Origin of the sequence: Haloarcula sp. Atlit-120R (assembly GCF_003665885.1) — an archaeon.
Classification (GTDB): Archaea; Halobacteriota; Halobacteria; order Halobacteriales; family Haloarculaceae; genus Haloarcula; species Haloarcula taiwanensis.
This window is the reverse complement of record NZ_QPLN01000002.1, coordinates 1-26,285: the sequence shown is the minus strand read 5'-3', so window position 1 is coordinate 26,285 and position 26,285 is coordinate 1. Positions and strand designations below refer to the sequence as shown.

The 26,285-nt window shown below is 62.0% G+C and carries 28 protein-coding genes, 2 tRNA genes, 2 rRNA genes and 1 other RNA gene; 9 read left to right on the top strand and 24 right to left on the bottom strand.

Annotation, left to right across the window (positions count from 1 at the left end):
* Window positions 1–2: 2 nt before the first annotated feature.
* The 12 genes from DVK01_RS07380 to DVK01_RS07325 all read right to left on the bottom strand — a co-directional run bounded on the left by DVK01_RS07380 (window position 3) and on the right by DVK01_RS07325 (window position 12,858).
* Window positions 3–929 carry a precorrin-3B C(17)-methyltransferase gene (locus DVK01_RS07380; RefSeq protein WP_101349039.1) on the bottom strand — a complete coding sequence of 309 codons (927 nt, stop codon included), beginning with the start codon at window positions 927–929 and terminating at the stop codon, window positions 3–5.
* 220 nt (window positions 930–1,149) lie between these two features.
* Window positions 1,150–1,914: an SDR family oxidoreductase gene (locus DVK01_RS07375; RefSeq protein ID WP_121513721.1), complete on the bottom strand. Its 765-nt coding sequence runs from the start codon at window positions 1,912–1,914 to the stop codon at window positions 1,150–1,152.
* Window positions 1,915–2,072: 158 nt separating this feature from the next.
* Window positions 2,073–3,044: a cobalt-precorrin 5A hydrolase gene (gene cbiG / locus DVK01_RS07370; protein ID WP_101349037.1), complete on the bottom strand. Its 972-nt coding sequence runs from the start codon at window positions 3,042–3,044 to the stop codon at window positions 2,073–2,075.
* Complete coding sequence (locus tag DVK01_RS07365) at window positions 3,044–3,922, bottom strand: cobalt-precorrin-4/precorrin-4 C(11)-methyltransferase (RefSeq protein WP_121536193.1); 879 nt, start codon at window positions 3,920–3,922, stop codon at window positions 3,044–3,046. The genes cbiG and DVK01_RS07365 overlap by 1 nt, the downstream gene beginning before the upstream one ends.
* Window positions 3,915–4,712: a cobalt-factor II C(20)-methyltransferase gene (locus DVK01_RS07360; RefSeq protein ID WP_101349035.1), complete on the bottom strand. Its 798-nt coding sequence runs from the start codon at window positions 4,710–4,712 to the stop codon at window positions 3,915–3,917. The genes DVK01_RS07365 and DVK01_RS07360 overlap by 8 nt, the downstream gene beginning before the upstream one ends.
* Entirely contained in the window at window positions 4,709–5,317 is a 609-nt protein-coding gene (gene cbiT, locus DVK01_RS07355; RefSeq protein WP_101349034.1) for a precorrin-6Y C5,15-methyltransferase (decarboxylating) subunit CbiT, read from the bottom strand. Before cbiT ends, DVK01_RS07360 begins: the two co-directional genes overlap by 4 nt.
* 102 nt (window positions 5,318–5,419) lie before the next feature.
* Entirely contained in the window at window positions 5,420–6,994 is a 1,575-nt protein-coding gene (locus DVK01_RS07350; RefSeq protein WP_232794507.1) for an ATP-binding protein, read from the bottom strand.
* 67 nt (window positions 6,995–7,061) lie between these two features.
* Window positions 7,062–9,122, bottom strand: coding sequence for an excinuclease ABC subunit UvrB (uvrB, locus tag DVK01_RS07345; protein WP_101349033.1), 2,061 nt, complete (start codon window positions 9,120–9,122; stop codon window positions 7,062–7,064).
* Window positions 9,123–9,171: 49 nt separating this feature from the next.
* On the bottom strand, window positions 9,172–9,786 hold the full coding sequence (locus DVK01_RS07340) for a rubrerythrin family protein (RefSeq protein WP_121536191.1): 615 nt from the start codon (window positions 9,784–9,786) through the stop codon (window positions 9,172–9,174).
* Between the two features lie 61 nt (window positions 9,787–9,847).
* An RNA gene (gene rnpB, locus DVK01_RS07335) (RNase P RNA component) lies at window positions 9,848–10,273 on the bottom strand.
* A 387-nt stretch (window positions 10,274–10,660) separates the two neighbouring features.
* Window positions 10,661–12,424: a nitrite/sulfite reductase gene (locus tag DVK01_RS07330; protein WP_121536189.1), complete on the bottom strand. Its 1,764-nt coding sequence runs from the start codon at window positions 12,422–12,424 to the stop codon at window positions 10,661–10,663.
* Window positions 12,425–12,516: 92 nt separating this feature from the next.
* Window positions 12,517–12,858: a hypothetical protein gene (locus DVK01_RS07325; RefSeq protein WP_101349030.1), complete on the bottom strand. Its 342-nt coding sequence runs from the start codon at window positions 12,856–12,858 to the stop codon at window positions 12,517–12,519.
* 271 nt (window positions 12,859–13,129) lie between these two features.
* Between DVK01_RS07325 and DVK01_RS22160 the strand changes: the two genes are divergently transcribed.
* From DVK01_RS22160 to DVK01_RS07310, 4 genes are all read left to right on the top strand, one after another.
* Window positions 13,130–13,276 (top strand): hypothetical protein, encoded by a 147-nt coding sequence (locus DVK01_RS22160; protein ID WP_008311379.1) that lies wholly within the window; start codon window positions 13,130–13,132, stop codon window positions 13,274–13,276.
* 120 nt (window positions 13,277–13,396) lie between these two features.
* Window positions 13,397–14,074 carry a hypothetical protein gene (locus DVK01_RS07320; RefSeq protein ID WP_101349029.1) on the top strand — a complete coding sequence of 226 codons (678 nt, stop codon included), beginning with the start codon at window positions 13,397–13,399 and terminating at the stop codon, window positions 14,072–14,074.
* Window positions 14,075–14,108: 34 nt separating this feature from the next.
* Window positions 14,109–14,182 (top strand) — tRNA-Lys (locus DVK01_RS07315).
* Window positions 14,183–14,422: 240 nt separating this feature from the next.
* On the top strand, window positions 14,423–14,650 hold the full coding sequence (locus DVK01_RS07310; RefSeq protein ID WP_101349028.1) for a hypothetical protein: 228 nt from the start codon (window positions 14,423–14,425) through the stop codon (window positions 14,648–14,650).
* 36 nt (window positions 14,651–14,686) lie between these two features.
* On the opposite strand, the gene DVK01_RS07305 is transcribed toward DVK01_RS07310, so the two are convergent.
* The 4 genes from DVK01_RS07305 to DVK01_RS07290 form a co-directional block, all read right to left on the bottom strand.
* A complete protein-coding gene (locus tag DVK01_RS07305; RefSeq protein ID WP_101349027.1) occupies window positions 14,687–15,553 on the bottom strand; it encodes a hypothetical protein in 867 nt (288 codons plus the stop codon).
* Window positions 15,554–15,665: 112 nt separating this feature from the next.
* Window positions 15,666–15,998 (bottom strand): hypothetical protein, encoded by a 333-nt coding sequence (locus DVK01_RS07300; RefSeq protein WP_101349026.1) that lies wholly within the window; start codon window positions 15,996–15,998, stop codon window positions 15,666–15,668.
* Between the two features lie 60 nt (window positions 15,999–16,058).
* A complete protein-coding gene (locus DVK01_RS07295) occupies window positions 16,059–16,238 on the bottom strand; it encodes a hypothetical protein (RefSeq protein WP_004518239.1) in 180 nt (59 codons plus the stop codon).
* Between the two features lie 111 nt (window positions 16,239–16,349).
* Window positions 16,350–16,658 (bottom strand): hypothetical protein, encoded by a 309-nt coding sequence (locus DVK01_RS07290; protein WP_101349025.1) that lies wholly within the window; start codon window positions 16,656–16,658, stop codon window positions 16,350–16,352.
* Between the two features lie 79 nt (window positions 16,659–16,737).
* Between DVK01_RS07290 and DVK01_RS07285 the strand changes: the two genes are divergently transcribed.
* Window positions 16,738–17,151: a hypothetical protein gene (locus DVK01_RS07285; RefSeq protein ID WP_101349024.1), complete on the top strand. Its 414-nt coding sequence runs from the start codon at window positions 16,738–16,740 to the stop codon at window positions 17,149–17,151.
* 164 nt (window positions 17,152–17,315) lie between these two features.
* Window positions 17,316–18,461: a signal peptidase I gene (locus DVK01_RS07280; protein ID WP_121536187.1), complete on the top strand. Its 1,146-nt coding sequence runs from the start codon at window positions 17,316–17,318 to the stop codon at window positions 18,459–18,461.
* A gap of 8 nt (window positions 18,462–18,469) precedes the next feature.
* Here the strand turns inward: DVK01_RS07280 and DVK01_RS07275 are convergent, their stop codons facing one another.
* The 3 genes from DVK01_RS07275 to DVK01_RS07265 all read right to left on the bottom strand — a co-directional run bounded on the left by DVK01_RS07275 (window position 18,470) and on the right by DVK01_RS07265 (window position 20,949).
* Window positions 18,470–19,609: a LamG domain-containing protein gene (locus DVK01_RS07275; RefSeq protein ID WP_121536185.1), complete on the bottom strand. Its 1,140-nt coding sequence runs from the start codon at window positions 19,607–19,609 to the stop codon at window positions 18,470–18,472.
* Window positions 19,606–20,166, bottom strand: coding sequence for a hypothetical protein (locus DVK01_RS07270; RefSeq protein WP_101349021.1), 561 nt, complete (start codon window positions 20,164–20,166; stop codon window positions 19,606–19,608). Before DVK01_RS07270 ends, DVK01_RS07275 begins: the two co-directional genes overlap by 4 nt.
* 156 nt (window positions 20,167–20,322) lie before the next feature.
* Window positions 20,323–20,949, bottom strand: a complete 627-nt coding sequence (locus DVK01_RS07265; protein ID WP_199722320.1) for a hypothetical protein — start codon at window positions 20,947–20,949, stop codon at window positions 20,323–20,325.
* Window positions 20,950–21,112: 163 nt separating this feature from the next.
* Between DVK01_RS07265 and DVK01_RS07260 the strand changes: the two genes are divergently transcribed.
* Both DVK01_RS07260 and DVK01_RS07255 read left to right on the top strand, forming a co-directional pair.
* Window positions 21,113–21,640, top strand: coding sequence for a hypothetical protein (locus DVK01_RS07260; protein ID WP_198560209.1), 528 nt, complete (start codon window positions 21,113–21,115; stop codon window positions 21,638–21,640).
* Between the two features lie 92 nt (window positions 21,641–21,732).
* On the top strand, window positions 21,733–22,911 hold the full coding sequence (locus DVK01_RS07255; RefSeq protein WP_121536181.1) for a hypothetical protein: 1,179 nt from the start codon (window positions 21,733–21,735) through the stop codon (window positions 22,909–22,911).
* Window positions 22,912–22,920: 9 nt separating this feature from the next.
* Here the strand turns inward: DVK01_RS07255 and DVK01_RS22815 are convergent, their stop codons facing one another.
* Window positions 22,921–24,033: a DUF5305 family protein gene (locus tag DVK01_RS22815; RefSeq protein WP_121536179.1), complete on the bottom strand. Its 1,113-nt coding sequence runs from the start codon at window positions 24,031–24,033 to the stop codon at window positions 22,921–22,923.
* 589 nt (window positions 24,034–24,622) lie between these two features.
* Here DVK01_RS22815 and DVK01_RS22155 point away from each other — a divergent pair.
* The gene (locus tag DVK01_RS22155; RefSeq protein WP_198560208.1) at window positions 24,623–25,084 is read left to right on the top strand and encodes a hypothetical protein; all 462 of its coding nucleotides are present in this window, start codon (window positions 24,623–24,625) and stop codon (window positions 25,082–25,084) included.
* A 152-nt stretch (window positions 25,085–25,236) separates the two neighbouring features.
* Here the strand turns inward: DVK01_RS22155 and DVK01_RS07240 are convergent.
* The 4 genes from DVK01_RS07240 to DVK01_RS07225 all read right to left on the bottom strand — a co-directional run.
* A tRNA-Cys gene (locus DVK01_RS07240) sits at window positions 25,237–25,312 on the bottom strand.
* A gap of 46 nt (window positions 25,313–25,358) precedes the next feature.
* Window positions 25,359–25,610, bottom strand: a complete 252-nt coding sequence (locus DVK01_RS07235) for a hypothetical protein (protein ID WP_101351387.1) — start codon at window positions 25,608–25,610, stop codon at window positions 25,359–25,361.
* A gap of 103 nt (window positions 25,611–25,713) precedes the next feature.
* Window positions 25,714–25,836: ribosomal RNA gene (gene rrf, locus DVK01_RS07230) — 5S ribosomal RNA — on the bottom strand.
* 131 nt (window positions 25,837–25,967) lie between these two features.
* Window positions 25,968–26,285, bottom strand: a 23S ribosomal RNA gene (locus DVK01_RS07225); the annotation flags it as partial.

Sequence of the window (26,285 nt, the reverse complement as noted above, 5' to 3'; positions counted from 1 at the left end):
TGTCAGAAGTCGTCGACGTCACGCCCGCCACGCGGGGTGACGAGGAATTCTTGGTAGTCGTTGCGCCAGACTTCGGTCTCGTGGGTACCGACGACGATAGACGAACCCATGCCACCGACCTTGTCGTCGTGGTCGGGCAGGTCGCCGAGCGTCGTAATCGTCTCCGTCTCGTCGTCGAGATTGCGCCCGGCCTCGCCGCGGCCGGAGTCGTTGACGATGGCGGCAGGCACGTCGTCGGCCCGTTCCTCCCGCAGAACATCGACGGCTCGCTCGTAGTCGCGCCAACAGTTGTAGAGCACCACGACGAAGCCGCTGATTGCGGCCGCGCGCAGCTTCTCCTCAATCTCGTCCCAGCCGCGCCACTTGTCCGACAGCGAGATGGTACAGAAATCGTTCGACAGCGGCGCGCCGAGGTTGGCCGCGCCCGACAGCGCCGCGGTCACGCCGGGGACGATCTCGATTGGCACGTCGTCAGCGTCGTCGGCGTCGGCCATCGTAAAGAGGAGGTCGGACTTCCCGTAGACGTTCGGGTCGCCCCCGGAGACGTGGGCGATGTCCTCGCCGGCCCGGACCCGCTCGAAGGCCTCGCGGGCGAGTTCGACCTGCTTGCCCATCGACGACCGGATGAGGGTCTGGCGGCTGCCGTCGGGCCGCTCCAGCACGGTTCCCTCCTCGTCGGCGACCGCGCCGTCGTCGGTTTCGCCGTCGAGTTCAGCCGATTGGGGCGGGAGCGTGCCGTCCTTCCGGAGGAACTCCTGATAGAGGTTCGAGGCGATGATACAGTCAGCGGTCTGGATAACGTCTTTCGCCCGCTGGGTCATGTCGTGGGGGAGCCCCGGCCCGATACCGACCACGTACAGCGTCCCGTAGTCGGCTGGACGCGTCGCCTCAGCCGCGGCCGCTGTCGACTGGCGTCCGTCGCTACTCATCCTCGGTCTCCGAGGGCAGCCGGTCGAATCTCGATACTGTGGCGCATGGTGAGTACAACGCCGCTTTCGCATAAAACAATTTTGCTTGTACTAGTTCAATCGTATGTGTTGAGAGGAAGTAGTTTGGTTGTACCCGAGTCACAGAAGCGTCGAAAACAGTGGCTGTCCAATCACACTCACGTCGGTGACTCACGCCGGAAACAGTTCGATACCCCCGCGGTCAGGTGTTCGACAGCCCTCCGTCGACGACGAGGCTCTCGCCGTTGACGTAGGAGGCCATATCGCTGGCAAGGAACGTCGCCACGTCGGCGATCTCTTCGGGTTCGCCGAAGCGACCTGAGGGGATGAGTTCCTTCAGCATCATCTTCGTCGTGTCGTCGATGCGCTCGTCCTCGAACATCTGGGTCTTGCTGTAGCCCGGGTGGATAGCGTTGACTCGGATGTCGTAGTTACTCAGACGATCCGCGAGTGCGTAGGTAAACAGTCGGACCGCGCCCTTCGAAGTACAGTAGTTGACCAGCAGGCCGGTGCCGCGGATGCCGCCGGAGCTGGACATATTGATGACAGTGCCGCCGCCGTTCTCCCGCATCGCCTCGGTCGCGACCTGCGCGCCGAAGAACACGCCTTTCGTGTTCACGTCCATCAGCCGGTCGTAGTCCTCCTCCGTGGTCTCGTAGAAGTCCGCTATCTCGGAGATACCGGCGTTGTTGACCATGATGTCGATACCGCCCAGCTCCTCGGCCGCAGCGACGGCTACCTCCAGATCGTCGGGGTTCGTCACGTCACATTCGACGAAGTGCGCTTCGCGGTCGGTCTCAGCGTTGACCAGTTCGTGTGTCGGTTCGCCGCCCTCACGGGGTGCCTCCTGCAGGTCCGCGACAATGATGTCAGCACCGTGCTCCGCGTACCGTCGGCAGATGGCCCGGCCGAACCCGCTCGCGCCGCCCGTGACGACCGCCGTCTTGTCTTCGAGTAGTGTTGTCATGCGCCATTTATCACCACAGGTGCACATAATAAATAAGTTGAGAGTTGTACGGAGACAGGAACTCGGAACAGTCGTACAGTCGCCGCCAGAGATAGTTCAGCAGTCGCTCGGCGACGGAAAATCGGAACTAAAAACCAATTCTCGGAAGGGAAGGGACTCTATTCCCCGATAGCGACGGTCACGGCCTCGTCGTAGCGGGTCTTCTCGGCCAGCAGGTCGTGGTCGCGACCGGCGGCGATAGCCGACGCCTCGGCGATGCCCGGCCAGCCGATGAGTTCCTTCGACCGGGAGGGCGTCGGTCCCTCGAACTCCTCCAGAGTCTCCTTCTCGAAGGCGATGACGCCCAGCCCCCACTCTTCGGCAGCGGCGAGCATGCCTTCCTCGTCGGCTTTCCGGGTGCCCGTTGCGACGAACTCCACGTCCCCGCGGTCGAGGTCGGCCTCGTTCAGCGCCTGTTCCCAGGCTGCGTGGAACTGCTCGACATCAGCGCCGGCGACGCTGCCACAGCCGAGCACGACGCCGTCGTCTTTGTTGCGCTTCAGGACAGTCACGTCGTCGTCGACCAGCACGGCCTTCGGCCCGTCGAGGCGCTCGATTGGGCCGAGTTCGTCGTCCAGCACGGCGAGGTTCGTCGCAACGGTCGAGTCGCCGTTGACGACGTGGGCATCGAGCGCTTTCGCCTGCTTCTCGACGCCCTGCTTGTCGGCAGCCTCGCTTGCGGTCGTCATCGCCGGCACCGCGCCCATGCTTGCGAGGTCGTCGGCGACCTGATTTGCGCCGTGGTGGCCGCCGGTGATGGGGATGGCCCAGGTGAGTTCCTCGTCGACCACACAGATTGCGGGGTCGTCCCACTTGTCGTCGAGCAGATGTGCGGTCTTACGCATCGCGATACCGCTCGCCATCAGGCCGATGAAGCAGTCGTACTCGCCCCAGTGCTCCTCGAACACGTCGCCGTGGTATTCGAGGATGTCGATAGACTCGTAGCGGTCGCCGATGCCGTCGACGATATCTTCGGCGGTGTCCATCTTCCGCTCGAAGGCGACGATGGCGATGTCTTCGGCTACTTCGCCGTCTGAATCGGGTGCTTTGCAACTGTTCGAACTGGATTCGTTGTCTGTGTCAGTGCTCATCAGTCGTCAGCCTCCTGTGAATCCGCATCGCTCCCCCGGTTGGCCCAGTCGCCGTAGAGGAAGGAGCGCTCGTAGTCCTCGCCGCCGACAGCATCCCCAATAACGACCATCGCCGAGGCGCGATAGCCGGCGTCTTCCAGTTTCTCGCCGATGGTCTCGATGGTCCCCTCGATGACGTCCTCGTCGGGCCAGGATGCGTGGTAGATAGCCGCTACCGGGGTTTCGGGGTCGTGGCCGTCTTCGAGCAGGCGGTCCATGGTCTCGCTGACGGCGTGGGTCCCCAGATAGATGCACGTCGTCACGTCGCCCATGCCGACGAACTCGGAGATGTGGTCCTCCTCCGCGTCGAGGGTCTTGCCCTGCGGGCGGGTGAAGGCGACGTGGTTGGCGACCTCGTTCAGCGTCAACTGCGTGCGCATCGTTGCGCTGGCGGCAAAGGCAGAGGTGACACCGGGGACGATGTAGGTCGGAACGCCCTCGTGTTCCAGTGCGTCCATCTGCTCCAGCGCGGCCCCGTAGATGGCGGGATCGCCGCTGTGGAGGCGAACGACGGTGTCGCCGGCCTCGTAGGCGTCCCGCATCAGCGGAATCAGCTCCTCCAAGTCCTTGCCGATAGAGGAGACCGTCTCGGCGTCGTCGCAGTACTCCTCCAGCAGTTCGCTGTTGACGAGCGAGCCGGCGTGGACCACGAGGTCGGCGTCGGCCAGCAGTTCGCGGCCGGCGACGGTCAACAATCGAGGGTTGCCCGGGCCGGCCCCGACGAAGGGGATGCCCTCCTGCTCGTCGCCGGCGCTGTACTCGTAGACGCGGTCGTCTCGGTTCCCGGCGACGGAGTCAATCGCCGTCTGTGGGTCCGTCTCACCAGTCTCGTCAGTCATGCTGCACCTCGTCGCCGCAAAGGGCGGCTTCAGAGCGCTCCTGTCGCAGGAGTTCCCCGGAGCCGTTCTCACCGCCGTCGGTCACGACACCGCTCTCATCGGCCGCTTCGAGGAAGGCGTCGGTCGCCTGCTCGACGCGCGTCTCGGGTTTCTCGGCGTAGGCCAGCGTGTAGTAGTCCCGCTCGTCGATGTCGGTCGGGTCGTCGGTGACGACCGTCTCGCCCTGTTCCATGAACAGCCGGCGGCCGTAGACCACGTCGTAGCCGGCCTCGACCAGCCCCTCGTGGGTGGCCGGCGCGTCGGTCACCTTGAACAGAATCATCCGGTCGGGGCCGGTCGGGGACGCGCCGCGGTCGGCCTCTCGCAGGGCCAGGCTGGAGCCGGCGGTGATTTCGACGCCCAGCGCCGTCGCAAACGCCGACATGGCGCTGACGCCGGGCACCACTTCGAGGTCGACCTCGGGGTGGAAGGCGGCGAGGGTCCGCCGGAGGTGGCCGAACGTCGAGTAGACGTTCGGGTCCCCCAGCGTGACGAAGGCGGCGTCGCCGTCGCGGGCCGTCGGCGCGATCTCGGCGGCGGCGTCCTTCCAAGCCGCCCGGAGCTTCTCCTCGTCGCGTGTCATCGGGAAGTCGAGGTCGCCGATGCGCTCCTCGGGGACGTGCTCGGTCGCGACCGACCGCGAGAGCCGTCCCGGCGAGTACACCACGTCGGCCGATTCGAGCGCGCGCTTGCCCCGGACCGTCACGAGGTCCGGCTGGCCGGGGCCGAGACCGATGCCGTAGAGGGTCATCGCGCCCCTCCGTCGGCCGTCTCGGCGTCACTCGGTCCGCCTGCGCCGTCAGCGGCCACGTCCTCGCTGGCGCTGCCGACGAGCATATACACGGGGTTCTCCGAGTCGAAGCTCGTCGCGCCGGCGAGTTCGTAGCCGTGGCTCACCTGGAACTGGACGACCTCCTCTAAGATGTCGCGCTCGCGGAAGGCCTCCGTCGCCGCGCCGGCGACTTCGAGCCGCGAGACGTTCATCACGATTCGATCGACGCCGGTCTCGACCGCGTGGTCGAGGACAGCCTCGTAGTTGCGCGACCCGCCCAGGAAGAGGGCGTCGGCGTCGTCGGGCAGCCCCTCCGGGGCCTCTGCCTCGCGGAGTTCGACGTCGGCGTCGACGTCGTTGGCGGCGAGGTTCTTGCGAGTCACGTCGAGTCGATTCCCCTTGCGTTCGAGCGCAGTGACCCGCCCGGCCCGGCGCGCCGCCGTGATGGTGACGGCACCGGTACAGGAACCGACCTCCGCGAAGTGGTCGGACCCGGTGAGAGCGAGTTTGCTGGCGAGGACGGCCCGGACCTCCGGTTTGGTGGGACCGGCCTTCGCATCGTGTGGGAGCGAGACGCGGGACATCACGCTATACAACTACAGTAGCGCGTAAAACAATTTTGGTTGTATTAGTCCAAATGCAGATGATAGCAGGGTTCGGCGACTGGCGTTGGTCGCGTCCGCGGGTCAGGGAGGCCAGACACGGCAGCCGTAGCGGTAGAGCGCGGCCAGGGACCCGCCCCAGAGGAGGTGAGACAGGAGTGCCGTCGCGGTGAGATTCGGGAGGCTCGCCTCGATACCAACAAGTGAGAGCCACACCGGCATGACGATCCCGGCTGCCACGAGCCAGAGCGTGACCGACCAGCCGAGGGCGACCCCGTAGTATCGGCGTCTGTCGGAGAAATGGTCCGGCACGGTTCTGACCAGTGCGGCGTACACCAGTCCGAAGACGACGCTGTGGAAGCCGTGGGTGACCCACCCGACCAGTGGGTTCTGGACGCCGTACAGCGCTCCGATGACGGGGACACCACCGGAGAGGGCCTGCATCGGGACGCCCATGACGACGGCGGCGACGAGCGACGCTCCGACGGCGAGGCCCAGACGGCGCGGTGAGAGTTCCAGCACCTCGTCGGATGTGGCCCTCACGACGCCCTCCTCGACCGAAACGCGCGGCAGCGTCAGCGTGACTGTCGTTCCGCCGTCCGTAACGGTCGCCGCCGTCTGCCCGCCGTAGCTCCGGACGAGCAAGCGAACGAGGTCCAGCCCGAAGCCAGTCGAGCGGTCCTCGTAGGAGCCGATTTCGCCGCGGTCCAGCAGGTCGAGTTGCCGCTCAGGTAGCCCCGGTCCGTCGTCGCTGACGCTGATGGTGACAGTGTCCTCGGCAGCAGTGACCACAACCTCAACGTGGGGCGTGTCGCTGTCATTGTAGACAACCGCGTTCTCGACCAGATGCGCGACGAGGCTATCGAGCATCGTGTTACCCTGCACTCGAAGGTCCGGCGGTACGTCGGCCTGAAGGTCGTAGTCGGCAGATGGGTGGGCCTCCCGGACAGCGTCGAGGCCCGACTCCACGCATGGGACGACGGGGACAGCATCCAGCGACAGGTCGGCGCCGCCGTGGGTGATGTGTTTCATGTTCTCGACGACCTGCTGGACGCCGGCCGAACGGTCGTCGATGACCGACAGGACCGCAGCCGTACTGATACCGTCCCGCGACTCCGCGAGTTCTACCCGGCCCCGGATGACCGTCAGCGCGTTCAGCACCCGGTCACGCAGGATGCGGTTGACCAGGTCCAGCCTGGCGGCCTGCTGTTCGAGTTCGTGTCGCTGCCGGTTCGACCGACCGGCGTAGACGCCGGTGAGCGCCCCGCCGACGCCGCCACCGATGAGGAAGTTTGAGAGATACGTCCGGCTCCCTCCGGCGGACAGCGGCCCCATGCCGCCGTTTCCGACCAGCGTCACCAGAACGAGGACGAACATCGCGCCAGTGCCAGCGAGACACCACAGCGTGACCGTCCGCACGAAGGCGCGTTCGAACTCGCCGACGGCAAGGGCGACACCGAATGCAGACAGCCCCAGACCGAGCATCAGCGGCAACACACCGCCGAAGACGAACGCCACCGGGCCGTCGCTGACCGCCAGCGTGACCGTGAATCGAGTCAGAAAAAAACCGAGGCCAGCGACGACGAGTCCGGACGGCGAGATGCCGCCGCCCAGAGAACGGATAGAGTCGAGCATGGCCTCTTCCGACGGGACAGTCATCGAGATACGTACCATTTCACTTCAGGGTACAAACCGGTTCCCCAGATGAGCGGTCCGAACCGGACCGTCAGAACTCCGGCCCGGGTGCCGGCACGCCGTCGCTGTCGTCGCCGCCGTCGAGATCGAACTCTTCGCGCAGCTCGCGGATGCGGTCTCTGATGTCCGCGGCCAGTTCGAACTCCAGATTGTCCGCGGCTTCCTGCATTCGCTCCTCCAGTTGTTCGATCTGGCGGGCGGCCTCGTCGGCGTCGCTTGCCCCGTCACCGGAGATACCGCCGGTATCGGTCTTGCTCCCCGGCAGGTTCGTCTCGCCGACCTCCTTCTCGATGGTGGTCGGCTCGAAGCCGTGTTCCTCGTTGTACTGCTGCTGGATGCGGCGGCGGCGCTGGGTCTCCTCGATGGCCGACTGCATGGCGTTGCTCTGCTCGTCGGCGTACAGCACCACTTCGCCGTTGACGTTTCTAGCTGCGCGCCCCATCGTCTGGACGAGCGTCGTCTCCGAGCGGAGAAAGCCCTCCTGGTCGGCGTCGAGGATAGCGACGAGGGAGACCTCTGGGATGTCCAGGCCCTCCCGCAGGAGATTGATGCCGACCAGCACGTCGATGTCGCCAAGCCGGAGCGACCGGATGAGTTCGTGCCGTTCCAGCGTGTCCGTTTCGTCGTGCATGTAGGCCACGTCGACGCCGGACTCCTCCAAGTACTCCGTGAGGTCCTCGGCCATCCGCTTTGTCAGCGTCGTCACCAGCACCCGCTCGTCGCGCTCGACGCGCTCGTCGATGCGTTCGAGCAGGTCCTCGACCTGCCCCGTCGCGGAGGCGATTTCGACGGCCGGGTCGACGAGGTGAGTCGGGCGGACGATCTGTTCGACGACTTGGTCGCTGTGGTCGCGCTCGTAATCGCCGGGCGTGGCGGAGACGTACAGCGTCTGGTCGGTCTTCTCCTCGAACTCCTCGAAGGTGAGCGGACGGTTGTCGAAGGCCGTCGGCAGGCGGAAGCCGTTCTCGACGAGGCTCTCCTTGCGGCTCTTGTCGCCCTCGAACTGGCCGCGAATCTGCGGGAGCGTCTGGTGGGACTCGTCGATGACGGTGAGGAAGTCGTCGGGGAAGTAATCCAGCAGGGTGTAGGGAGCCTCGCCCGTCTCGCGGTCCGAGAGGTGGACCGAGTAGTTCTCGATGCCCGAACAGTAGCCCGTCTCTTGCATCATCTCGATGTCGAAGGTGGTCCGCTCCTCGATACGCTGGGCGGCGACGTGGTCGCCCTGGCGCTCGAAGTAGCGGATGCGCTGGTCCAGCAGTTCCTCAATCTCCTCGATAGCCCGCTGGAGTCGCTGTTCAGGAATCGAGTAGTGCTCCGCCGGGTGAATCAGCGCAGCCGGCTCCTCGCTTTTGACCTCGCCTTCCAGCGGGTCGACCTTCAGCATCCGGTCTATCTCGTCGCCCCAGAACTCCACCCGCAGGGCGTAGCGGCCGTACATCGGGTAGATTTCGAGCGTGTCCCCGCGCACGCGGAAGGTTCCCTGCGTGAAGTCCACGTCGTTGCGCTCGTAGTTCAGGTCGACCAGGCGACCGAGGAGGTCGTCGCGCTCGATTTCCTGCCCGACCTCCAGCGAGAGGGACATGTCGATGTAGTTGCGCGGGTCACCGAGGCCGTAGATGGCCGACACCGACGCAACGACGATCACGTCGTCGCGGGTCAACAGCGAACGCGTCGCCGAGTGGCGCAGGCGGTCGATTTCGTCGTTAATGGAGGCATCCTTATCGATGAACGTGTCCGTCTGTTCGACGTAGGCCTCGGGCTGGTAGTAGTCGTAGTAAGAGACGAAGTACTCGACGGCGTTGTCCGGGAACAGCTCTCGGAACTCCTCGTACAGTTGGGCCGCGAGGGTCTTGTTGTGGGCGATGACCAGCGTGGGCTGTTGGATCTCCTCGACGACCCAGGAGACGGTGTTGGTCTTCCCGGAACCGGTCACACCGAGCAAGGTCTGTCGGTCCATTCCCTGCCGGAAGCCCGACGCGAGCTGTTCGATGGCCTCGGGCTGGTCGCCCGCAGGGTCGAACGGGGCATCGACACGAAACTCGCGGTCGACATCTGGTCGGTCGATAGAGAGTGGGCCGCCGGTGTCGCTCATTACCCACATATCGGGCTGGATAGACTTGAGCCGCGTGGTTCGTAAAGAGTTAGCAGACCGGCTTCGGATTCACGCCGAGGTCTTCAAGTGTCTCGAAGTACTCGTCGTAGGCCGTCGAAATAACGTCGATAGCGGCCGCCTCCGCGGCGTCCCAGTCGTCGTCGCTCTCACAGACTGCGTCGAGTAGGTCGGCAGCGTCCTCGCGGAGGTCCACCACGTCGCTGCCAGCGCTACGGAACGTACTCGCAGTCTGTGGGTCCGCCTGCCCGGTAAAGAAACCGGTGTACTGCTCTTTGACTTTCTTGTCGACGAGCGACCAGCCGACGAACCCGCCCAGGCGCTGGACGGTCCCATCGAGGTCGTCGAGTACGTCGTGCATCGCCGGTGTCCGGTCGACCGGTTCGGCATCAGTGCTGTCACCGCGCTCGGCCGTCTCGTCCGCCGCGTCGGCAAACAGCGCGGCCGCGTCGTCGTCGGCGTCGTCGTCGCTCCAGGCGTCGAAGGTTGCGTGCGCCGCCTGCTCGCGGGCGGCCGCCGCCGCCAGTACCACGTCCGGGTCCATCTCGCCGCGGGTGTCGGCATAGAGCGTCTTCGAGGAGCCCAGTCGGGAGAGTTCCGTCTGCTGGTCGTCACGGACGGCGTCGATGAGGTCGGCTGCAGTCATACTCCAGCATGTGGCCGGCGCGGGCTTGTAACCATCGGACCCGCCGCTACCGAGGTAGTGTGGCTGCGGGGAGTAAGCCCCCTTCTGTTCGGGCCAGCATTCGGCTGAGCGGCCACGTCCAGCGCTTGCGCGCAGCGTCGGACTACCTGTCGACGCGGCCTTGCACCGGTGAGGTTTCGCCGTTCCATCGGTCCGTCGCCGGAAGCGTGGGGCGTCAGAGACGGCCCACGGAATGCGCCCCGGAGTCACCGGGTCGCAACTGCCCTCGGTGGGTTACCTCTCCCTCGCTTTGGCGGCGTGCCGCACCGTCTGGTGGGGCACGAGTCGCCTCGCTCGGGATTCGCACACCTCATCGGTCCGGCGACGACGTGTCGTTGCTGTTCCAGAGCCGACGGTCTCCCGCCCCGGGCTTGCGCCCGGTCACCTGTCCGACAGGTGGGGGGACTTTCCTCATGGCTTGCGCCACGGGAGCCGGCCTCCCGCTGCCACCAATGGGTACGCCAGTGCCGTGAATAAGACTTACCAACGACCTTTTTTCGCCGGGGCATCGCGCTCGCCGGTGGTGAGCGCTCAACCCCGGCAAAAAACGTCGATGAAAAAAGCGCGAATCGCGCCGCGATTCGCGTGAAACCGCTCGCTTCGCTCGCGGTATGCTCACCGACAGCGGCCGCTAAATTTGTGTATTCTGCTCAGGCACGCCTGCCCTTCCCCGTCCCCGTGAGCGAAGCGAACGAAGGCTCGTCAGAGCTGTGCTCTGACGGTGGGTCGCGCGACGGAGCGCGCTCCCGGCCACAGGAAGCGACAGAGAGCTATCAAAACGTGGACAGCCACGCGGTTCCGCGAGAAACGAGGCGCGAATGCCCAGCAGTGCGACTTAGTCGTCGGAGGGCAGCGGCTCGCCGGCGCCGTTGGTCGGGGCGGGCGAGGCCTGCATGTCGTCGTCCTCGGCGTAAGGGTACCACGTCATCTTCGTGTTGTGCATGTACGGGTCGTCGTAGTCCGTCTCTTCGGGTTCGACCATCTCGGCCAGCGTCTCCTCGTCGCGGTCCGCGACGAAGTCACGGAAGGTCTCGCCGTCCTCGCGGGCGTCCTTGAAGTTGTTGACGAGGTTCTTGATAGCGCCGGGCACCTCGTCGGCGGGGACGCGCATCTCCACCCAGTCGGCGAAGCGCGGGTCGTCGCCGAGGCCGCCGCCGAGGCCGATGTCGAGGGCCTCGACCGGTTCGCCGTCCTTGCGGGTCTTCATGCCGCGCAGGGACACGTCGGCTATCTGGGGCTGGGCACAGGAGGCCGTACAGCCCGAGAGATGGATATGGAAGTCCTTGTGGTCATCGGGGAGTTCGACGTTGTCCTTGAGCCAGCGGGCGTAGCGAACTTGGCGGTTCTTCGTCTCGACGATAGAGAGCGAGCAGTACTCCGTGCCCGTGCAGGCGATGGAGCCGCGCATGAACGGCGACGGGTCCGGGGAGTAGTGTTCGAGCAGGGGTTCGCTGGTGAACTCGTCGAGGTTCTCCTCGGGCACGTCGGTGACGATGATGTTCTGGCGCTGGGTCAGACGGACCTCGCCGGAGCCGTACTCGTCGGCGAGTTCGGCGAGTTCGAGCACGTCGTCGGCACCCATGCGGCCGACCAGCACGTTCAGGCCGACGTAGTAGTTGCCGTCCTTCTGCTCGTGAATCCCGACGTGGTCGTTGTGCCCGTCCTGGGACCCGGTGTTGTAGCTGTACTGGTCGCGCATGTCCTCGCCGGCGGTCGGGAGTTCGAAGTCGACGTACTCCTCCTGCAGGACCGAGCGCATCTTCTCGGGACCCCACTCGTCCATGAGGAACTTGATGCGGGCGTTGAAGCGGTCCTCACGGTCGCCGTGGTCGCGGAAGAGCGCGGACATGCCGTGGGCCACGTCCGCGGCCTGCTCCGGCGGCACCCATACGTCGATATCGCGGGCGAGGCGCGGCTCCTTGCGGGAGAGGCCGCCGCCGATACGGACGTTAAAGCCGAGTTCGCCGTCCTTTTCCGCAGGCTCGAAAGCGAGGTCGTTGATGTCGCCCTGGCCACAGCCCTCGTCACAGCCGGCGATGGCAACCTTCCACTTGCGCGGGAGGTTCGAGTAGTCGTCGTTGCCCTTGAACGTCTCGTGGAGGTCCTCGGCGACAGGCCAGGCGTCGACGTGCTCGTGCTTGTCCTTGCCAGCGACGGGACAGCCGACGATGTTCCGCCAGGAGTCGCCACAGGCCTGCTGAGTGCCCAGGCCGACGGCTTCGAGCTTCTCGAAAATCTCCGGAATGTCCTCCAGTTTGATCCAGTGGAGCTGGATGCTCTGGCGGGTCGTCCAGTCGCAGTAGGCCTCGCCGAACTCGGGGTTGTCGGCGGGACCGGTCGCGTACTCCTTTGCGATTTCGCCGATGACCTCCAGTTGTCCCGGCTTGATGACACCGTTGGGCGTCCCGATACGCATCATGAAATACGACTCCTGCCCGGAGCGCTGGTGGTACAGGCCCCACCACTTGAAGCGCTCGAACCAGGCGTCGTGTTCGTCCTCCGGGATGGCGTCCCAGCCCTTCTCCGCGAACTCCATCAGATGCTCCCGTATCTCGTTGCCGTAAACCTCGTCTTTCCATTTCTCGACTTTACTGGGCATAGCTAATGTGTTCTCTCACAAGTCTCACAGACTTATACAACACACTTTGCCGTCAACCGTCTCCCCCACTCCCCGAAACAAGAGATTGTTGCCTATTCTTCAGGGTTCGCAAGCCGGGTTCGTTTCTCCGGAAAATGGATGCTCTCGTGGACAACACCGTAGAACTCGCCGGAATCGGGATCTACGACGCGGCCGACGGTCAACCAGTCGGTAACGCCGCTTTCACCGCAGGCGATGCACTGGCCGGCTATTCGTGCCTGGATGTCCGGGTAATCAACGCCCACTTCCACGAACCCCTCAGCGAGTAAATCCGTCGTCTCACACCCGCAGAAGCCGCTTCGAGCCAGCAGCCACAGGTCCGAGACGTTCACTTCCCGCGAGTCGTTGACGGAGATCCAGGCCCCGTCGTCGAGCTGGTGAACGTCAGTCGTCATTACATCTCATTAGATTCCCGAGACACCTGAGGACATCGGCGGTCGCAAGTATCACCGCGGTCGGGTCGAATCCGTCGCAGTCATGCGGTAACTGCATCAAATATAATGGCCCACTATTTCCTGGGTTCTGTACGAGATGGGACTAAATGTTGCCTGTAAGTCGCAGTGCGGGCCAAGCTTACAGGAGAGTCCGTGTTTAAGATAATGGGGGCGTTATGGAGGAGTACGACACCACGTGGCGGCCACGTAGGTCGCTGCTGTGACTGAAACGATGACGAACGCACAACAGACCCACGACGATGACGCCGAACGCGAAGAGCCGACCACAGACCACCTCGATAACGTCGAGGACGGCTGCGGTTGCACAGAAATCTGGGAGCACATGAGCGAAGAGCGCGAGAGCGCATCTGACGACTGATACAGACTGGGCACTGATTGCGCCGACACCGGGTCGGTGACATCCGGGAATTACTTACAATAGCCTGCATGACACCCCTGTACGGGATACTTTTGTGCGGCGCTCCCCAAACACGTATCGATGCCTGAGGGGCCCGACAACGACGTTCCATCGACCGACCGCGAATCACCGGTCGGTAAACCGGTCATCCGCGGTGACCCGGCACTCACCGGCCAGCGACCCGAGGAGGCAATCGAGTTCGATCCCGACGACCCCGAGAGTCTCGAACTCGCGGCCAGAACAGTCGAGAAGTTCTCCGAGAACACCGCCGGCGCCGACGACAACGTGTTCATTCTACGAGGCGCGGCCGCGTGTGCAGCCCTGGTCCGTGGTGAAGGGTCCTACAAGGCCGCTGCCGAGCGGGCCGGTGGCGAGGCGTCGGTCTCGTTCATCCGCAAGTGGTCCCGCGTGCACGATCTCCCGCGCTCCGTGCGCATTCACGTCGCCAAGGGAGAGATTGCGCCGACGGCGGCCAAGCACATCGCCAGAGTCTCCGGCGAATCCCGCCTCCTGCTGGCGTGGGCCGCCCTCGACCACGACCTCACTGTCCGCCAGATCCGCTCCGTTGCCAGCAGCGTCAACGACGGCGCGTCCGTAGACGCGGCACTCGCCAGAAACGGATACGCGCTGGGTGAGATGCGGACACAACTCGGCCGCGACGCCTACTGTCGACTCCGCCGGCAGGCCGCACTCGACGGGGCGTCCCCAGGCGAGGTCATCAGTGAAGCTATCGAATCGTATTTCGACGACGGACCGTAAGGTCTTAATCGCCGCTCCCCCGAGCGAATAGCGAGGGCCGGTAGCTCAGTTAGGCAGAGCGTCTGGCTTTTAACCAGATGGTCGGGGGTTCAACTCCCTCCCGGCCCGTTACCCTATGAACGACAGTGAATAGTGGTAACGCTACGGAGGGCGTTGAACCCTGCAGTCGCGCGCAACGAATGAGCGCGTCTGGCTCCGGTTCAACCACCTCCCGGCCCGCACAGTGAGCCGCTGAGCAACGCGAGTCGGTTCAACTCCCTCCCAACACGCTGTTCTATGGACAAGCGGCGCGGCAGTGTATACTTCGAGACCGGTTCATTTACCACCCAGACAGCGAATGGCATCAGTATGGACGGAACGACCGGTACGGTTCAGCGCGTACTCACGCAGCCGTTGCGCCCGCTAGGTGTCACTGTCGGTGTATTGCTCGTCGTCGCCACGCTCGCGGCGGTCGCCGGCACACCGTGGCAGACGCACGCCTCGATGGCAGCGGCGATTGTACAGATGGTCGCGGCAGTCCTGATGGGTGTGATCGGGATCGGTCTGGCGTACCTCACCTGGGCAGCCGACGCGTAAGTCAGTCGTTGAAAAAACCGAAAACAGACGTCGTTGTTATCCGCGGACGGGCATATACGCCATTCCCAGCATCAGCACGGCTGCGATGCCCGAGAGGATCGAGACGCCCCAGATACCGTTCTTGCGCTCGTGGAAGTAGTCCTGCTGGTCAAGCGTCGCCTGGTACTGGTCGTACTGCTGAATCGGGACGATCTGGACGGTGCTGTGGTCCGGGAAGTGGGCGAAGAACTGCTGCTCGTTCAGCGTGACGTTTCCACCCTCCGAAAGTTCGACTGTGTTCTCACGCGGGGCGAACCATTCGAGCGTTGCACCGTCGGCGGTCACTTCAGAGATAGTGGTCTCCTGGGTACCGCTGTCGGTCGCGTACGGGTAGGTATCACCGACGGAGAACGTCACTGTCTCCGGCTCAGGGAGCCATTCACTCAGTGGGACCTGCGTGTTGTTCGACCGGTAGACCACGTACTCAGTTCCGTTCTGGGTTGCCAGCGTGTTCTTGACCGAGGCGTCCTCGGCGAGGAGCGCACTGACGTTGAGTTCCTCTTCGAGAGTCACCGTACTCTCGTTGCTGTCAGTGTGTACGCGGTAGGTGTCGTTCTGATACGTCGTCGTGGCGTTGTGCTCTAACGTCGCAGTGTACTGTGACGATTCGTTCGTCCACGAGAGGTCAGCTGCCATACTGCCCCCGCCACCGCCGCCGTGGCCGCCACCGCCACCGGACATGTGGATGTTCGTGGCTGTGTATTCCGTTCCGTCGACAGTGAACGTACTCTCGTTGGTCAGTTCGGCGTCAGCGTCGAGCGACACCGTCGGCCGCTGACTCTCCGCGACGCCGATGTAGGCGTACGCAGCAACACTGATAACGAGGAAGAACGCGAAGTACGCCGCCGCGGCTCGTCGTTGCATATCAGGACGGTCAGTCGCCGCGCCGTTTAATGATTACTTTTCGAGCGTATCGGTACGCGGGTGGCACGGGCCGTTTCGCCCCAGCAACGACGGTGTCGATGAACCGCACTGGTCAGGCTGTCTCAGACTCGCCAGCGAGAACATCGTAGCTGTCAAGCGTCCCTGCCATCGGCGGCGCATCCGGGTCGTCTTTCCGCTGCGTACCGTAGTTCAGCCACACGCCGCTCGTGTAACTGTACATCTCGAAGCCAACGTCGGTCTCGACGATGATGTCGATGGCTGCGTCCTCGGGAGCATTATCGAGAACGATAGCTGACCGAACGTCGTTGTCGTGGTGCATCACCCAGACCGCAGCAGCACCGTCAATGTCGTCCAGCAGGGCACTGGCTTCCGCCGGTGAGAACGGGCGGTGAGGCCAGCTGTCGACGGGGTCTGGCTCATCCATACTGGGGAAACGGACCGGAACGGCATCGGTGTTCCCCCATTGCACAGAGGCGTCCGACTATCAGTCAGCGAAGTAGCTAGTGAAAAAGCCGGACAGAAACGACGAAACAGCGACGGCCATGGCCATATCAGTCAGGCTCCAGGGCGCGTCTTCGTCATCAGCCAGCCAGACAGTGATAGCGACGCTCACCACCAGCGAGACGATTCCGTTGAGGAGATGCTTGCTCTTGAGCAGACTCATACGGCCCACTGTTGGTGTGGGATTGGTATAGAGATTACCCCCAAGCGGTGTTTGCTGACTGACACGGGGGCACCGAGTTAGCCACACAGACCGGGTCCAGCACTGTGACAGCTAGCCGTCACAGCAAACCGTGTACCGAACGTCGGCCCGGACAAGAGACACAACCTTCTCGACTGCGTTATCGATGGTCTCGAACTGCCCGAACTTGCTCACAACCGCACCGTCCGCGCGCAACACGACTGTCAACCGGTATCCGTCCGGCCCATCGCGCTGTTCGAGCACGAACTCGCGGTCGGGTAGTCGAGCGATGACTGGGTTGTCAGTCGTGACCGTCCACGACACGCTATCATCGAGTGTGCGCGCCAGTGCCGTTTCGAGTCGGCGGGCGAGTTTTGCCACTGGTTCGTCCCGCGCGTCCATACAGGACGGTCGAGGTGCAGACGTATAAGCCGTTGTGACACGACACAACGTTCAAACGGCCCAGACCCGTACAGTTGGTGTGACTCAGTCGCTTCTCGTCTACGACGGCAGTACCGACCTGTTCCGGCGCGCTGCCGAGACGGTAACCCGCTGTGCCACGGACATCACGCCGGTCCCCTGGGAATCCGACGCCATTCAGGCGTTCCTCCAAGCGCAGTTCGACGACCCACCGTTCGCGTTCATTTTGATCGAAGGCGAGTCCGTCCACGTCGGCGAAGCGGCTGTGAAGGAAGCGCTGGAAGGACTCGATGTCGCGGCCCCCGTCGCTCGGTTGGCCGAGCAGGTGTATCCCACCGCCGCCGCGCCGTTCGGGCGTCTCATCCACGGCCAGGTCCCGGCCGATATCCACGGCACCTTTCCACTGGACACGGCAGCAAAAGCACACATCGAGCCACTTCGGCAGGTCCACACGATCCCTGTCGAAAGGGAGTAATCGAGACGGGAGTAGTCCAACCCCTGCCGCGCGGTCAACAGACGGCAGCGCGTTGCGTCCAGAGACAGCACGCGCCGGTTTCGAACCGTACCGATAACTGGTCGACACACCGCGACTCCTCCGCTGTTCGGAGGGTTGAAAACCTGTGGCCGGTTACTGCAGGTATGCTGCGGCAGGCCGTCGAGGACGCGTTCACCCTGCTTGCTGTCCTCGTCGTTCTCTCCCTCGTTATCGGACAACTCCTCGGACAGCCGATCCTGCTGGGGTACGTGACATCGGGAAGTATGTCGCCGACGCTGAATACGGGTGACGCGTTTGTCGCCGTTCCTGCACCCGTCGCTGGCGAGATTGAGCCGGGAGACGTTATTGTGTTCGAAGCGGTCGAGCTACAGGGCGGCGGACTGACCACACACCGGGTCGTCGCGGAGACCGAAGCGGGGTACATCACGAAAGGGGACAACAACCCGTTCAGAGACCAGAGCGGCGGCGAGCCGGTCGTCACTGACGACCGAGTCGTCGCGACAGCACTACAGGTCAACGGACAGGTCGTCCGGCTCCCCGGCCTCGGGACCGCAATCAGCTCCGCTCGAACGGCGGCGGAAAGTGGATTGGTATTGGTTGGCGGTGCAAGCAACAGCGACCTGACGAGCGGGCAGGGACTCAGTGGACTGTTCATCTCTATCGGGCTCGGGCTGTTTTTACTCGTCTTCGTTGACAGCTTCCGGGCCAGTGAAGGGCGAACCAGAGACCGAACTCGGTCGCGCGATGGGGACGCGATCAACGGCTGGACGATCATACTCGCACTGGCAGTGTTGATTCTCGTGCCGGCAAACGCCGCGATGGTCGCTCCGAGCGGCACACATAGCGTCACCATCGATAGTGCGAGCGAAGAGGTCACACCGGGCGAGCCTGTCGAAAGCGAATTCACTGCGGAAAACGGCGGCCTGGTGACGATGCTCATCGTCCTCGAATCCCCACACCCGGACGCAACGATGGACCGTAACCGGCTTGTCGTCCAGCGCGGCGGGTCGGCGACGGCAACGCTGTCGGTGACTGCCCCGCCGCCCGGCGAACGGGCAGTCGTGACCGTTGAAGAGCATCGCTACTTCCTGCTAGCACCGCCGGGCGTCATCGCAGGGCTGCACAGAGTCCACCCGCTGGTGGCCATCGGAGCGTTCAATTTCCTGGTTCTCGGAAGCCTTGCAGCGGCAGTTGGGGCGACATTCGGGTTCGGAACGACGCGCAAGCGAAGCCGGGACCGGTCGGTTCCGCTGAAGCGGCAGATACGTCGCCTGCTCGGACGTGAGTGATGGCGAGTTTAGCTGGTGATGTCGCCGCCACCACCGCCTGCACTTGCCGTGCTTGAGCTGTAGAGTGTGCTCACCTGGTCGGCAGTGAGTGCGGCATCGTATATTTTAGGCTCGTCCATGGCGCCGTTGAATCCGTAGATAGCGTTCCCACCGGGGTTGATGCCGGTCCCGATTCGAAGCGGTTGCGTGGACGCCTGCGCATCGGGGAGTGAAAACGTCTGCCCCTTTTGAGTCCCATTGACGTACACCTTGTCCTGTGAACCGTGGGTCCAGACGACGTGTGCCCACTGGTTCTCCGTCAGTGAGACACCCGTGAGCTTGTATTCGTCGGTGGTTTCAATGAGCAGTTCTCTGTCGTCAGAGCCCTGCCAACCGCCACCGAAGCCGAACTGATAGCTATTCTCGTTACGGGAGTTCCATTTGCTGAACAATCGCGTGAGGCCGCCCTGGGTTCGCGGGAATACCCAGGCGGAGAGCGAGAAGTCGTCGGTCAAGTCAAGCGTCTCGTCGTCGGGAACGGTAACAGCATCGTCACCATCAAAATTCAGCACTTCGCCGCGACCCAGTTGTGATGTTACTAGGTCAGGTTCGAAAAGGAAGTCGGACCCTCTGCCGGGACGAAACGCACGCTCACCATCGTTGCCGGCAGCCCACGAATCCGGGACAACCGTTCTGCTAACGTCTTCGAAGCGCCACCACGACACTCTGGGATCGCGACACTCGACTGAAAGCGACCGGCTCAGTTCGACACGCCTGTCGGGACCGGTCGCAGTGATATCGAGGGCGACAGTCGTCGTCCCTTCTGAATTACAGGAAAGCGTCGTTGTGACATCGCCGCTCTCGCCCGGCAGAAGCCTGTTCGGTGTCTGGACGGTCTCGAACGGCGGAGCCGGGCCGGGACTGGCGCTAACACTCGTGAGCTGCTGGTCGAAGTTGTTTGTGAGTGTTGCCAGTATCACCTGCTGGCCGTCCATTCCACTGACTGGGTCGATGTCGACACCAAGCAGCGCATCGCTGTCACTGGCCGTCCCCAGGTTACTGGACCGCTCTGCGTCAATGGTAGTGACACCTGATGTGTCGGCCGCAAGCAGGCCTGCACCGCTGGCGATGAACGCGAGTGCACTGCGCCGGGTCCACTTTTTACTCATTCCAGCAGCTCCGGCGGCTTATCCGCCGCGCCGAGTTGCAGCCGGCGAGTCTCCTTGACGTGGTACGCCGCAGAGACCAGGAATAGCAGCGTAATCACTGTCGGCCACACGAGCGACGGAACCGACGGTGGGAAGACACCGACCCAGACAGCGACGACGAGCGCTAACGAGACAGCGGCGAGTCCGAGATAGTACTCCGCCCACGGTATCGAATCCCCCGGCACAACGTCGAGGTACACATCAAGGCCGTCAGCAGTGTCGGTCAGCGTTACGGTGCCGTTGTCGTGCGTGATGACGCCAGCGCGTTCAAGCGTCGGGAGATGTGTCTGTTGCATCGACGTGTACACGCGGTGTCGCTCCGTGGACGTGATCTCCTGAATGCACTTGTCGTTTTCCCACGCAGCGACCTGCTCGGCAAGGTCAGAGAGTTCAGCACGCTCGTTCTCTTGTTTTATTGCGTGCAAAGCGTACCGACGTCGTTGGTTGCTTAGTATATCGTATACGTCATCGCGCGATAGCTGTCGCTCTTCTGGTCGGCTAACCCCCACCTGTCCCATATCTCTGCTTATACTGTACTACTTGATAGATTTTTTGTTCGTATTTGATTCTAAATGGTAAGTAAATGGTTTTCCACGGTAGACAGCCACCGTCAGGGACAGGCGTCTGGCGGCGGCAGGGCGTGGTGAAGGGAAAGATTCGACCTGCAGGGGGCGTTACGCTTCAGTGATTGTGATCGTCAGATCTTCAGTTTCTGTGGCGCTGTCGCCCGTTTCGAGAGTCGCAGAGAGATCGGAAACCGAGCCAGCAGACACGTCTTGATTGTAGGAATCCGTACTACCGCCAATTCCGGTAAGGAGACCGCTCCCAGTATCCAGATCGACGTTAAAGTTCGTTCCGCTTCCGTCGTCGTTGTTGACTAGTTTGAAGAACCCGCTCGAGTAGTCGTACGTGCTGTTTGGCATCAGTCGCTCGTCGGTTCCACTGTCCTCGTAGCCAAAGACAACAGACACATCGTTTGCGATGAGGCTTACGTAGTCGGTCGAAACAGTCGTGCCGCCGTCGGTAGTTAGGGAGTCAGAGCTCGTCGGAAACAGGGTCGTGGCATCGGTAACAAGAGTGCCGTCGCTATTCCGAAGCGCGACCTCAGCGGCGGACGCGTCGACAAGCACGTCGGTAAATTCGGTTGCGATCTCAGAGCCGTTGCCGTCAGCACCGACGACATTGACTTCAACCTCACGCGTCGCGCTGACAGTGCTAAATGCACCAGAGCCGAATGCCGCGCCGGATCCGATACCGACTGTCCCGATGAGACCGAGTACGCTTCTACGGTTCAGTTTCATGTTCAGTTCATTCGTCGAGAGGTTACTACTTACTATTTTGTTGCATTAGCCCGGCTAAAGCACTCATTGAAGCTGCTAACGCTGTTCAGTACTAAGCCGCTATGCCGTGAACTACGCTTCAATGAATCGGCGTGGCTTTCTCCTTAGTATTGGTGCAGCCAGTGTGGGGACTGGTGCGGTGTTTGGCTCCGGTGCGTTCACTTCTATCGAAGCAGACCGGAACGTCAATCTGCAAGTCACCGGCGATACCGGGTCAGCACAGGTGGGGTTTAGCCCGGGGAGCGGTGCCACAGGCATAATCGGAACAGACTCAGATGAATCGGTTGACATCATCAAGTTTGAACAGACGGACCTCAACGAACGAGCGAAGACCACCTTCGAGAACGCCCTGCAGGTCGACAACAACAGTGCGTCGAAGGTCAGTCTCTACATCGATGATAGCACCACTGGCATTGGGGACGACCCCACAAACGGTGAGGTTCTGGACTTCCGCGCGGGCAGCACTGATGCATCGATTGTTGGTTCAGCTCAGGCCATCACGCTCGACCCCGACGGTGGGAGTTCAGACGGCGGCTACAGCGACACCGTGGAGATAGACATCGTTGTCGATCTCCGAGATGACGGTGTTGATGGCAGTAACCTCAGTAGTATCAGCGATGTGACCTTCATCGTCGAGGCGGTCCAACAGTAAGTGAAACCCGAGTCCGACGCTGACTGTCGACCAACAGGTCCAGATACAGGCCCACACGAAGACACGACGTAGCCGGGACAACACAACCACCTATGAATCGCACACTCGTCGCCGTCATGGCAGCGGTCGTCCTTTTGACAGGGACCGCTATGGCGACGGGTGCTTTCATCACCGGCGACGAAGTGGCACCCGACCGGAACTCCGGCATCTATCTGGCTCCCGCTGACACTGCAAACGGGGACCAGTACGCCGAATACGACGAGACGGGACAGCTACGTATCAGTCTCGCACCGGTGCTCCCGAACGGTCAGACCCGTGTCGACGACCTGTTTGTCGTTGGCTTTGCAGGCTACGAGGGGAATAGTAGTGCTGCTGCCGTCGAGCTGGACAGCGAGCCGGAAACAGTTCGCATATATCGGATGGACACTGGCACACGGGTCGCCGGTGATACTGTCTCGTTACAGCCAGACGAATCAGTGCGCTTTGGGCTGGCAGTGACACCAGCAGAACGCAACTTCACTGGAACAGTATCTATCACCGTCCCTGTTCCCGAACAGCAGTCAACCGAAGGCGACGAGAGCACCAGCGGGGGTGGTGGCGGTATCTCACCCGGTGGCGACGGAGGCGGCGGGACGCAGGACGGAAGCGATTCCGCAACGCCGACGCCAACGCCAGGGGACGATAGCTCGACGAACGGGGCCGCAGGCGAGGACGGGAACGAGTCCGAAACGCCCGCTGACGGAGGAGGCGATGGCAGCGGTACTGGCGTCGGGACACCGACCGAGACACCCGCCGATAGCGACAGAGAGACCGAAACCGTGGCCGGCGGTGGCGCCGAGCCCGCGCCGTCGAAACCCGAAAACCAACAGCCGGCCGAGCCGAGCGGATTCGCACCCGATTTCGACCCTGCATTCGGAATTAACTGGGGATTGTGGGCGTTCATCGCTGGCCTTCTCGCCGTAGTGACGAATTACCTCGTGCAAACGCGATATCATGATGTCCTCCCGGTACTCCAGACACAACCGAGTGACCGCCGGCACCGGTTCCGCCACGTCGCTGTCCGTGAAGCGGCGATAGGTTTCGCCGGAATCGTGCTTACGGTGCTTGTCGTCTCAGCGGTTTCGAGCGCTGGCTTCGGCCCAGTCCCGCAACTAGTTGCCGCGCTCGCGTTCTCCGCTGCAGCCGGCACGGTGACCGGGTATCGATTGCTCCCAAAGCTCGATGCACCGCCCGGGCCGAACGCCACTGACAGCAGCACGGAAAAGCAATAAAATACTCACTCAGTCCGACGATTCAGCGCCACTATCTCCGGCAGTGACAGCAGCCCCGGGCTCTGGCGGAGGTTCGTACCGGAACAGTCGGTCGCCTGTGTACACGATAAGAGTAGAATCACTATCCGACTCGATGATACGTTCGTCGGTGTCGATGGCGATATCTACGAGACCGACAAGCGAATCAACGGAAGTGGTCCAGATATCGTCGTCGACTGGATCAGCCCGGCCGACGGTTATCCACTCGTCGTACTCCTCGCGGGCAGACCTGTATACGAGCCAACGGCACTCGGCATCAGTCAGTGTGAGATAGTCGGTCATGCGCCCGTAGACGAGAGCAGCAGCACAACCAAGGCCACCAAAGAGGAGTGCTGGGCCACCGAGCATCCAGAGCGGTCCGTAGCTCTTCTCGACCTGTGTTTCGACAGTTTGGTCACCGCCGTTCGTCACCGGGCCGGCGTTTGCAACATCATAACTGCTCTGGCTCGGAATAATCTGGAGTCGGTACGTGCGAGCTGTGTCGACCGACCGCCCGTTACGTGTTCCCGAGAGAGCAAGCTCAGAAATCACCGCGATCTCCAGTCGGCCGGATGTCTGGCCGTGCTCCGAATCGATACGCCGAACAGTTTCAGCTGCGCGACTGACATTCAGCGAGAACGGGACTGCCATACGCTCGTCCGTAGCCAACGAGCGCTCGGTGTCTTGTGTCAGTGGGCGTTTTACCTCCCAGTAAACGAGCTCGCCGTTTTGCGTCGATTCGACGGATCGATACTGGACGAATATGTCAGCCGAGGCGGTGAGGTCGCTTTCGTTACTAGCGCTGTATGTGTATGCAAACACGCCGTCCAATACAGGAGCGACCTTTCGGAGGTACACGGGCTGGTCTTCGAGCACTTCACCCTCGGGAAACGCTGAGGTACCGTTGCGAACTGTCGCGTTATGCGAGAACGATCCAGACGATTGCCACGACGATACCTGTCGCGTGGTTGTCTCCGTTCCTGGAGCAACATGCCCCGTATACGTGAGATATCCGCCAGCCGCAGCGATGGCAACCAGACAAATCAGTAGCAATTCGTAGTTGTCGACGACTGTCCGTCGTGTTTCCCGTCCCAACAACCCCATTGCAACTGTAATACTGGTGCCGACAAATAAGAGTTGATACCAGGTCAGCAGTGCTATCTGTGATTCTACAACACCACCGATCAGAGACATAACTGGTGGATACGTCCGATACTACCACAGAATCAAGTCTGATATCCGTAGCCGAGTGCTTATTTAAATAACACGGGTATACACTGATATCAATACGACTACCGACAAGCGGACGAGAAAATCGGTACGACAAGCCGTTTCTGAGCAGGTACGGCTCTTCGATATTGCCCTTCTACTTTCATTTCCACTACTTCTGTGGCTCGGATACAGCCTTCCACTGAACATCAGTGAGTCGCTCGTTTTTGATTATAGAAATCCCACACTGCTCGCAGCGGTTACGTCTGCGTTCGTTCATTTCGAGTTCGGACACCGGATTACGAACGTCGGGTTGTACGTCCTCTTGGTTCCAGTACTGTATGTCCTATGCGTCCTGAGCGGTCGTCAGCAGCAGTTCCGAGTGTTTGCCTTCACGACCTTCGTTGCGTTTCCTCCTGTTCTTTCGTATCTGAATCTCGCGATTGCCAGGTCTTCTGTAACATTCGGTGCCTCAGGAGTCATCATGGTCTTTGCCGGCTACCTCCCACTGGCAGTGAGTGAGTACGTTGACACGAACTTCGATATCGGTCCAGTCAGCGTGTTCGCGCCAACTTTATTCTTTGCAAGTTTGGGGTTTATTGCAGTGTTGGGTCTCCAGTCCGTGCTCCTTCAGAACCCAACAGTACTGCTGGGCACCGCCGGTCTGGTTTTAGCGGCGGTGCTCAGTACAGTATTGTATGGCCTTTCGGTGTACGATCAGACCGACAATACACGGACGAAGATCAAATCTGCAATGCGGGCAACCGGGTACACCGACCTGCTGTTACTCACTGTTTTGCTACTTTTCGTTGTTCCAATTATCGCGTTCCCCGCTAGCCCACAGGTTGATAGCGGTGTGTTAAATCTGTATGAGCACTTCCTCGGCTACGCACTGGGGTTCATGACTCCCTATATTGCCAGGACACAGTTTCCGGGGCTATACTAACTACCGTCTCCCAAAGGTTATTCCAGATGAGCCAGTGGTCACATTAGTCTGTTCTGCCCTGCGCACAAAGTGATCTCAGGTGACTTTGTGGCGTCAGCAAGCGAGTCCATCCAGATTGTCTACTTGGGTCTCCGACGTGTCAAGAAGTCAAAAGCCAAGGGCCGGATTTGAACCGGCGATGGGCGGCTCTGCAGGCCGCTGCGTTAGGCCAGACTCTGCCACCTTGGCGCAAATAGAAGTACTCAATTCGTTCGTTTAAGCGTAGCGGATTCGATCAGCCCTCGCCCCCTGACTGGCCCGGTTCGCCGACTCCCTCAGCCGGGATAGAGTTATAGATCGACGATTGTGCTTCGTCGGGAGAGTCGAACTGCTCGTCTTCGACCCGATCCAGTACCGCAGCTAACGGTTCGGTACCGTCTGCGTACACGAGCCGTACATCCTCAAACTCCTGCCGCGCAGTTGCGACCGAGAGCGGGTACGTCGCCGTCTCGAGAAGTGCTTCATTCAGTTTGACTTCGCGACTCATACAGTACACACTCGGGGCGATTGTGTAGTTACCTACTGCTTATAAATACAGAAAGCCCACTCGGGAGAGATGTCTCTCCCGGGTGGGCTGTGTAAGATATGAATGGTGGCGGCGAACCGGATTTCCCAGAGGCTCGCGCACTCCAGTACTCCCCGGAACGCTGGCGGGCTTATCTTCCGTGTTCGGGATGGGTACGGGAGGCAACCCCGCCGCTGTGGCCGCCTAACGCCGAGTCGCGGAATCGAACCGCGAGGATACCGGTCTCGGTCGGTCTCCACCGTGTGTCCGTGCGATCCAGTTTGCGCCTGGACTCGTTCAGCGACGAGTAAATCGTCGGTGAATGAGTCACAGTGCGTATGAATGATGGCTTTGGTCTGTTAGTGCTCGTGGGCTTAACGTCTCGTTACCTCGACGCGCACACCCCGAGTCTATCGACCGCGTCTTATACGCGGGACCTCGGCGGTGTCTCTTTTCCAAGTGGGTTTCGAGCTTAGATGCGTTCAGCTCTTACCCCGTGTGGCGTGGCTACCCGGCACGTGCCTTCTCAGACAACCGGTACACCAGTGGCCACCAACCGTAGTTCCTCTCGTACTATACGGTCGTTCTTGTCAGACACCATAACACACCCAGTAGATAGCAGCCGACCTGTCTCACGACGGTCTAAACCCAGCTCAC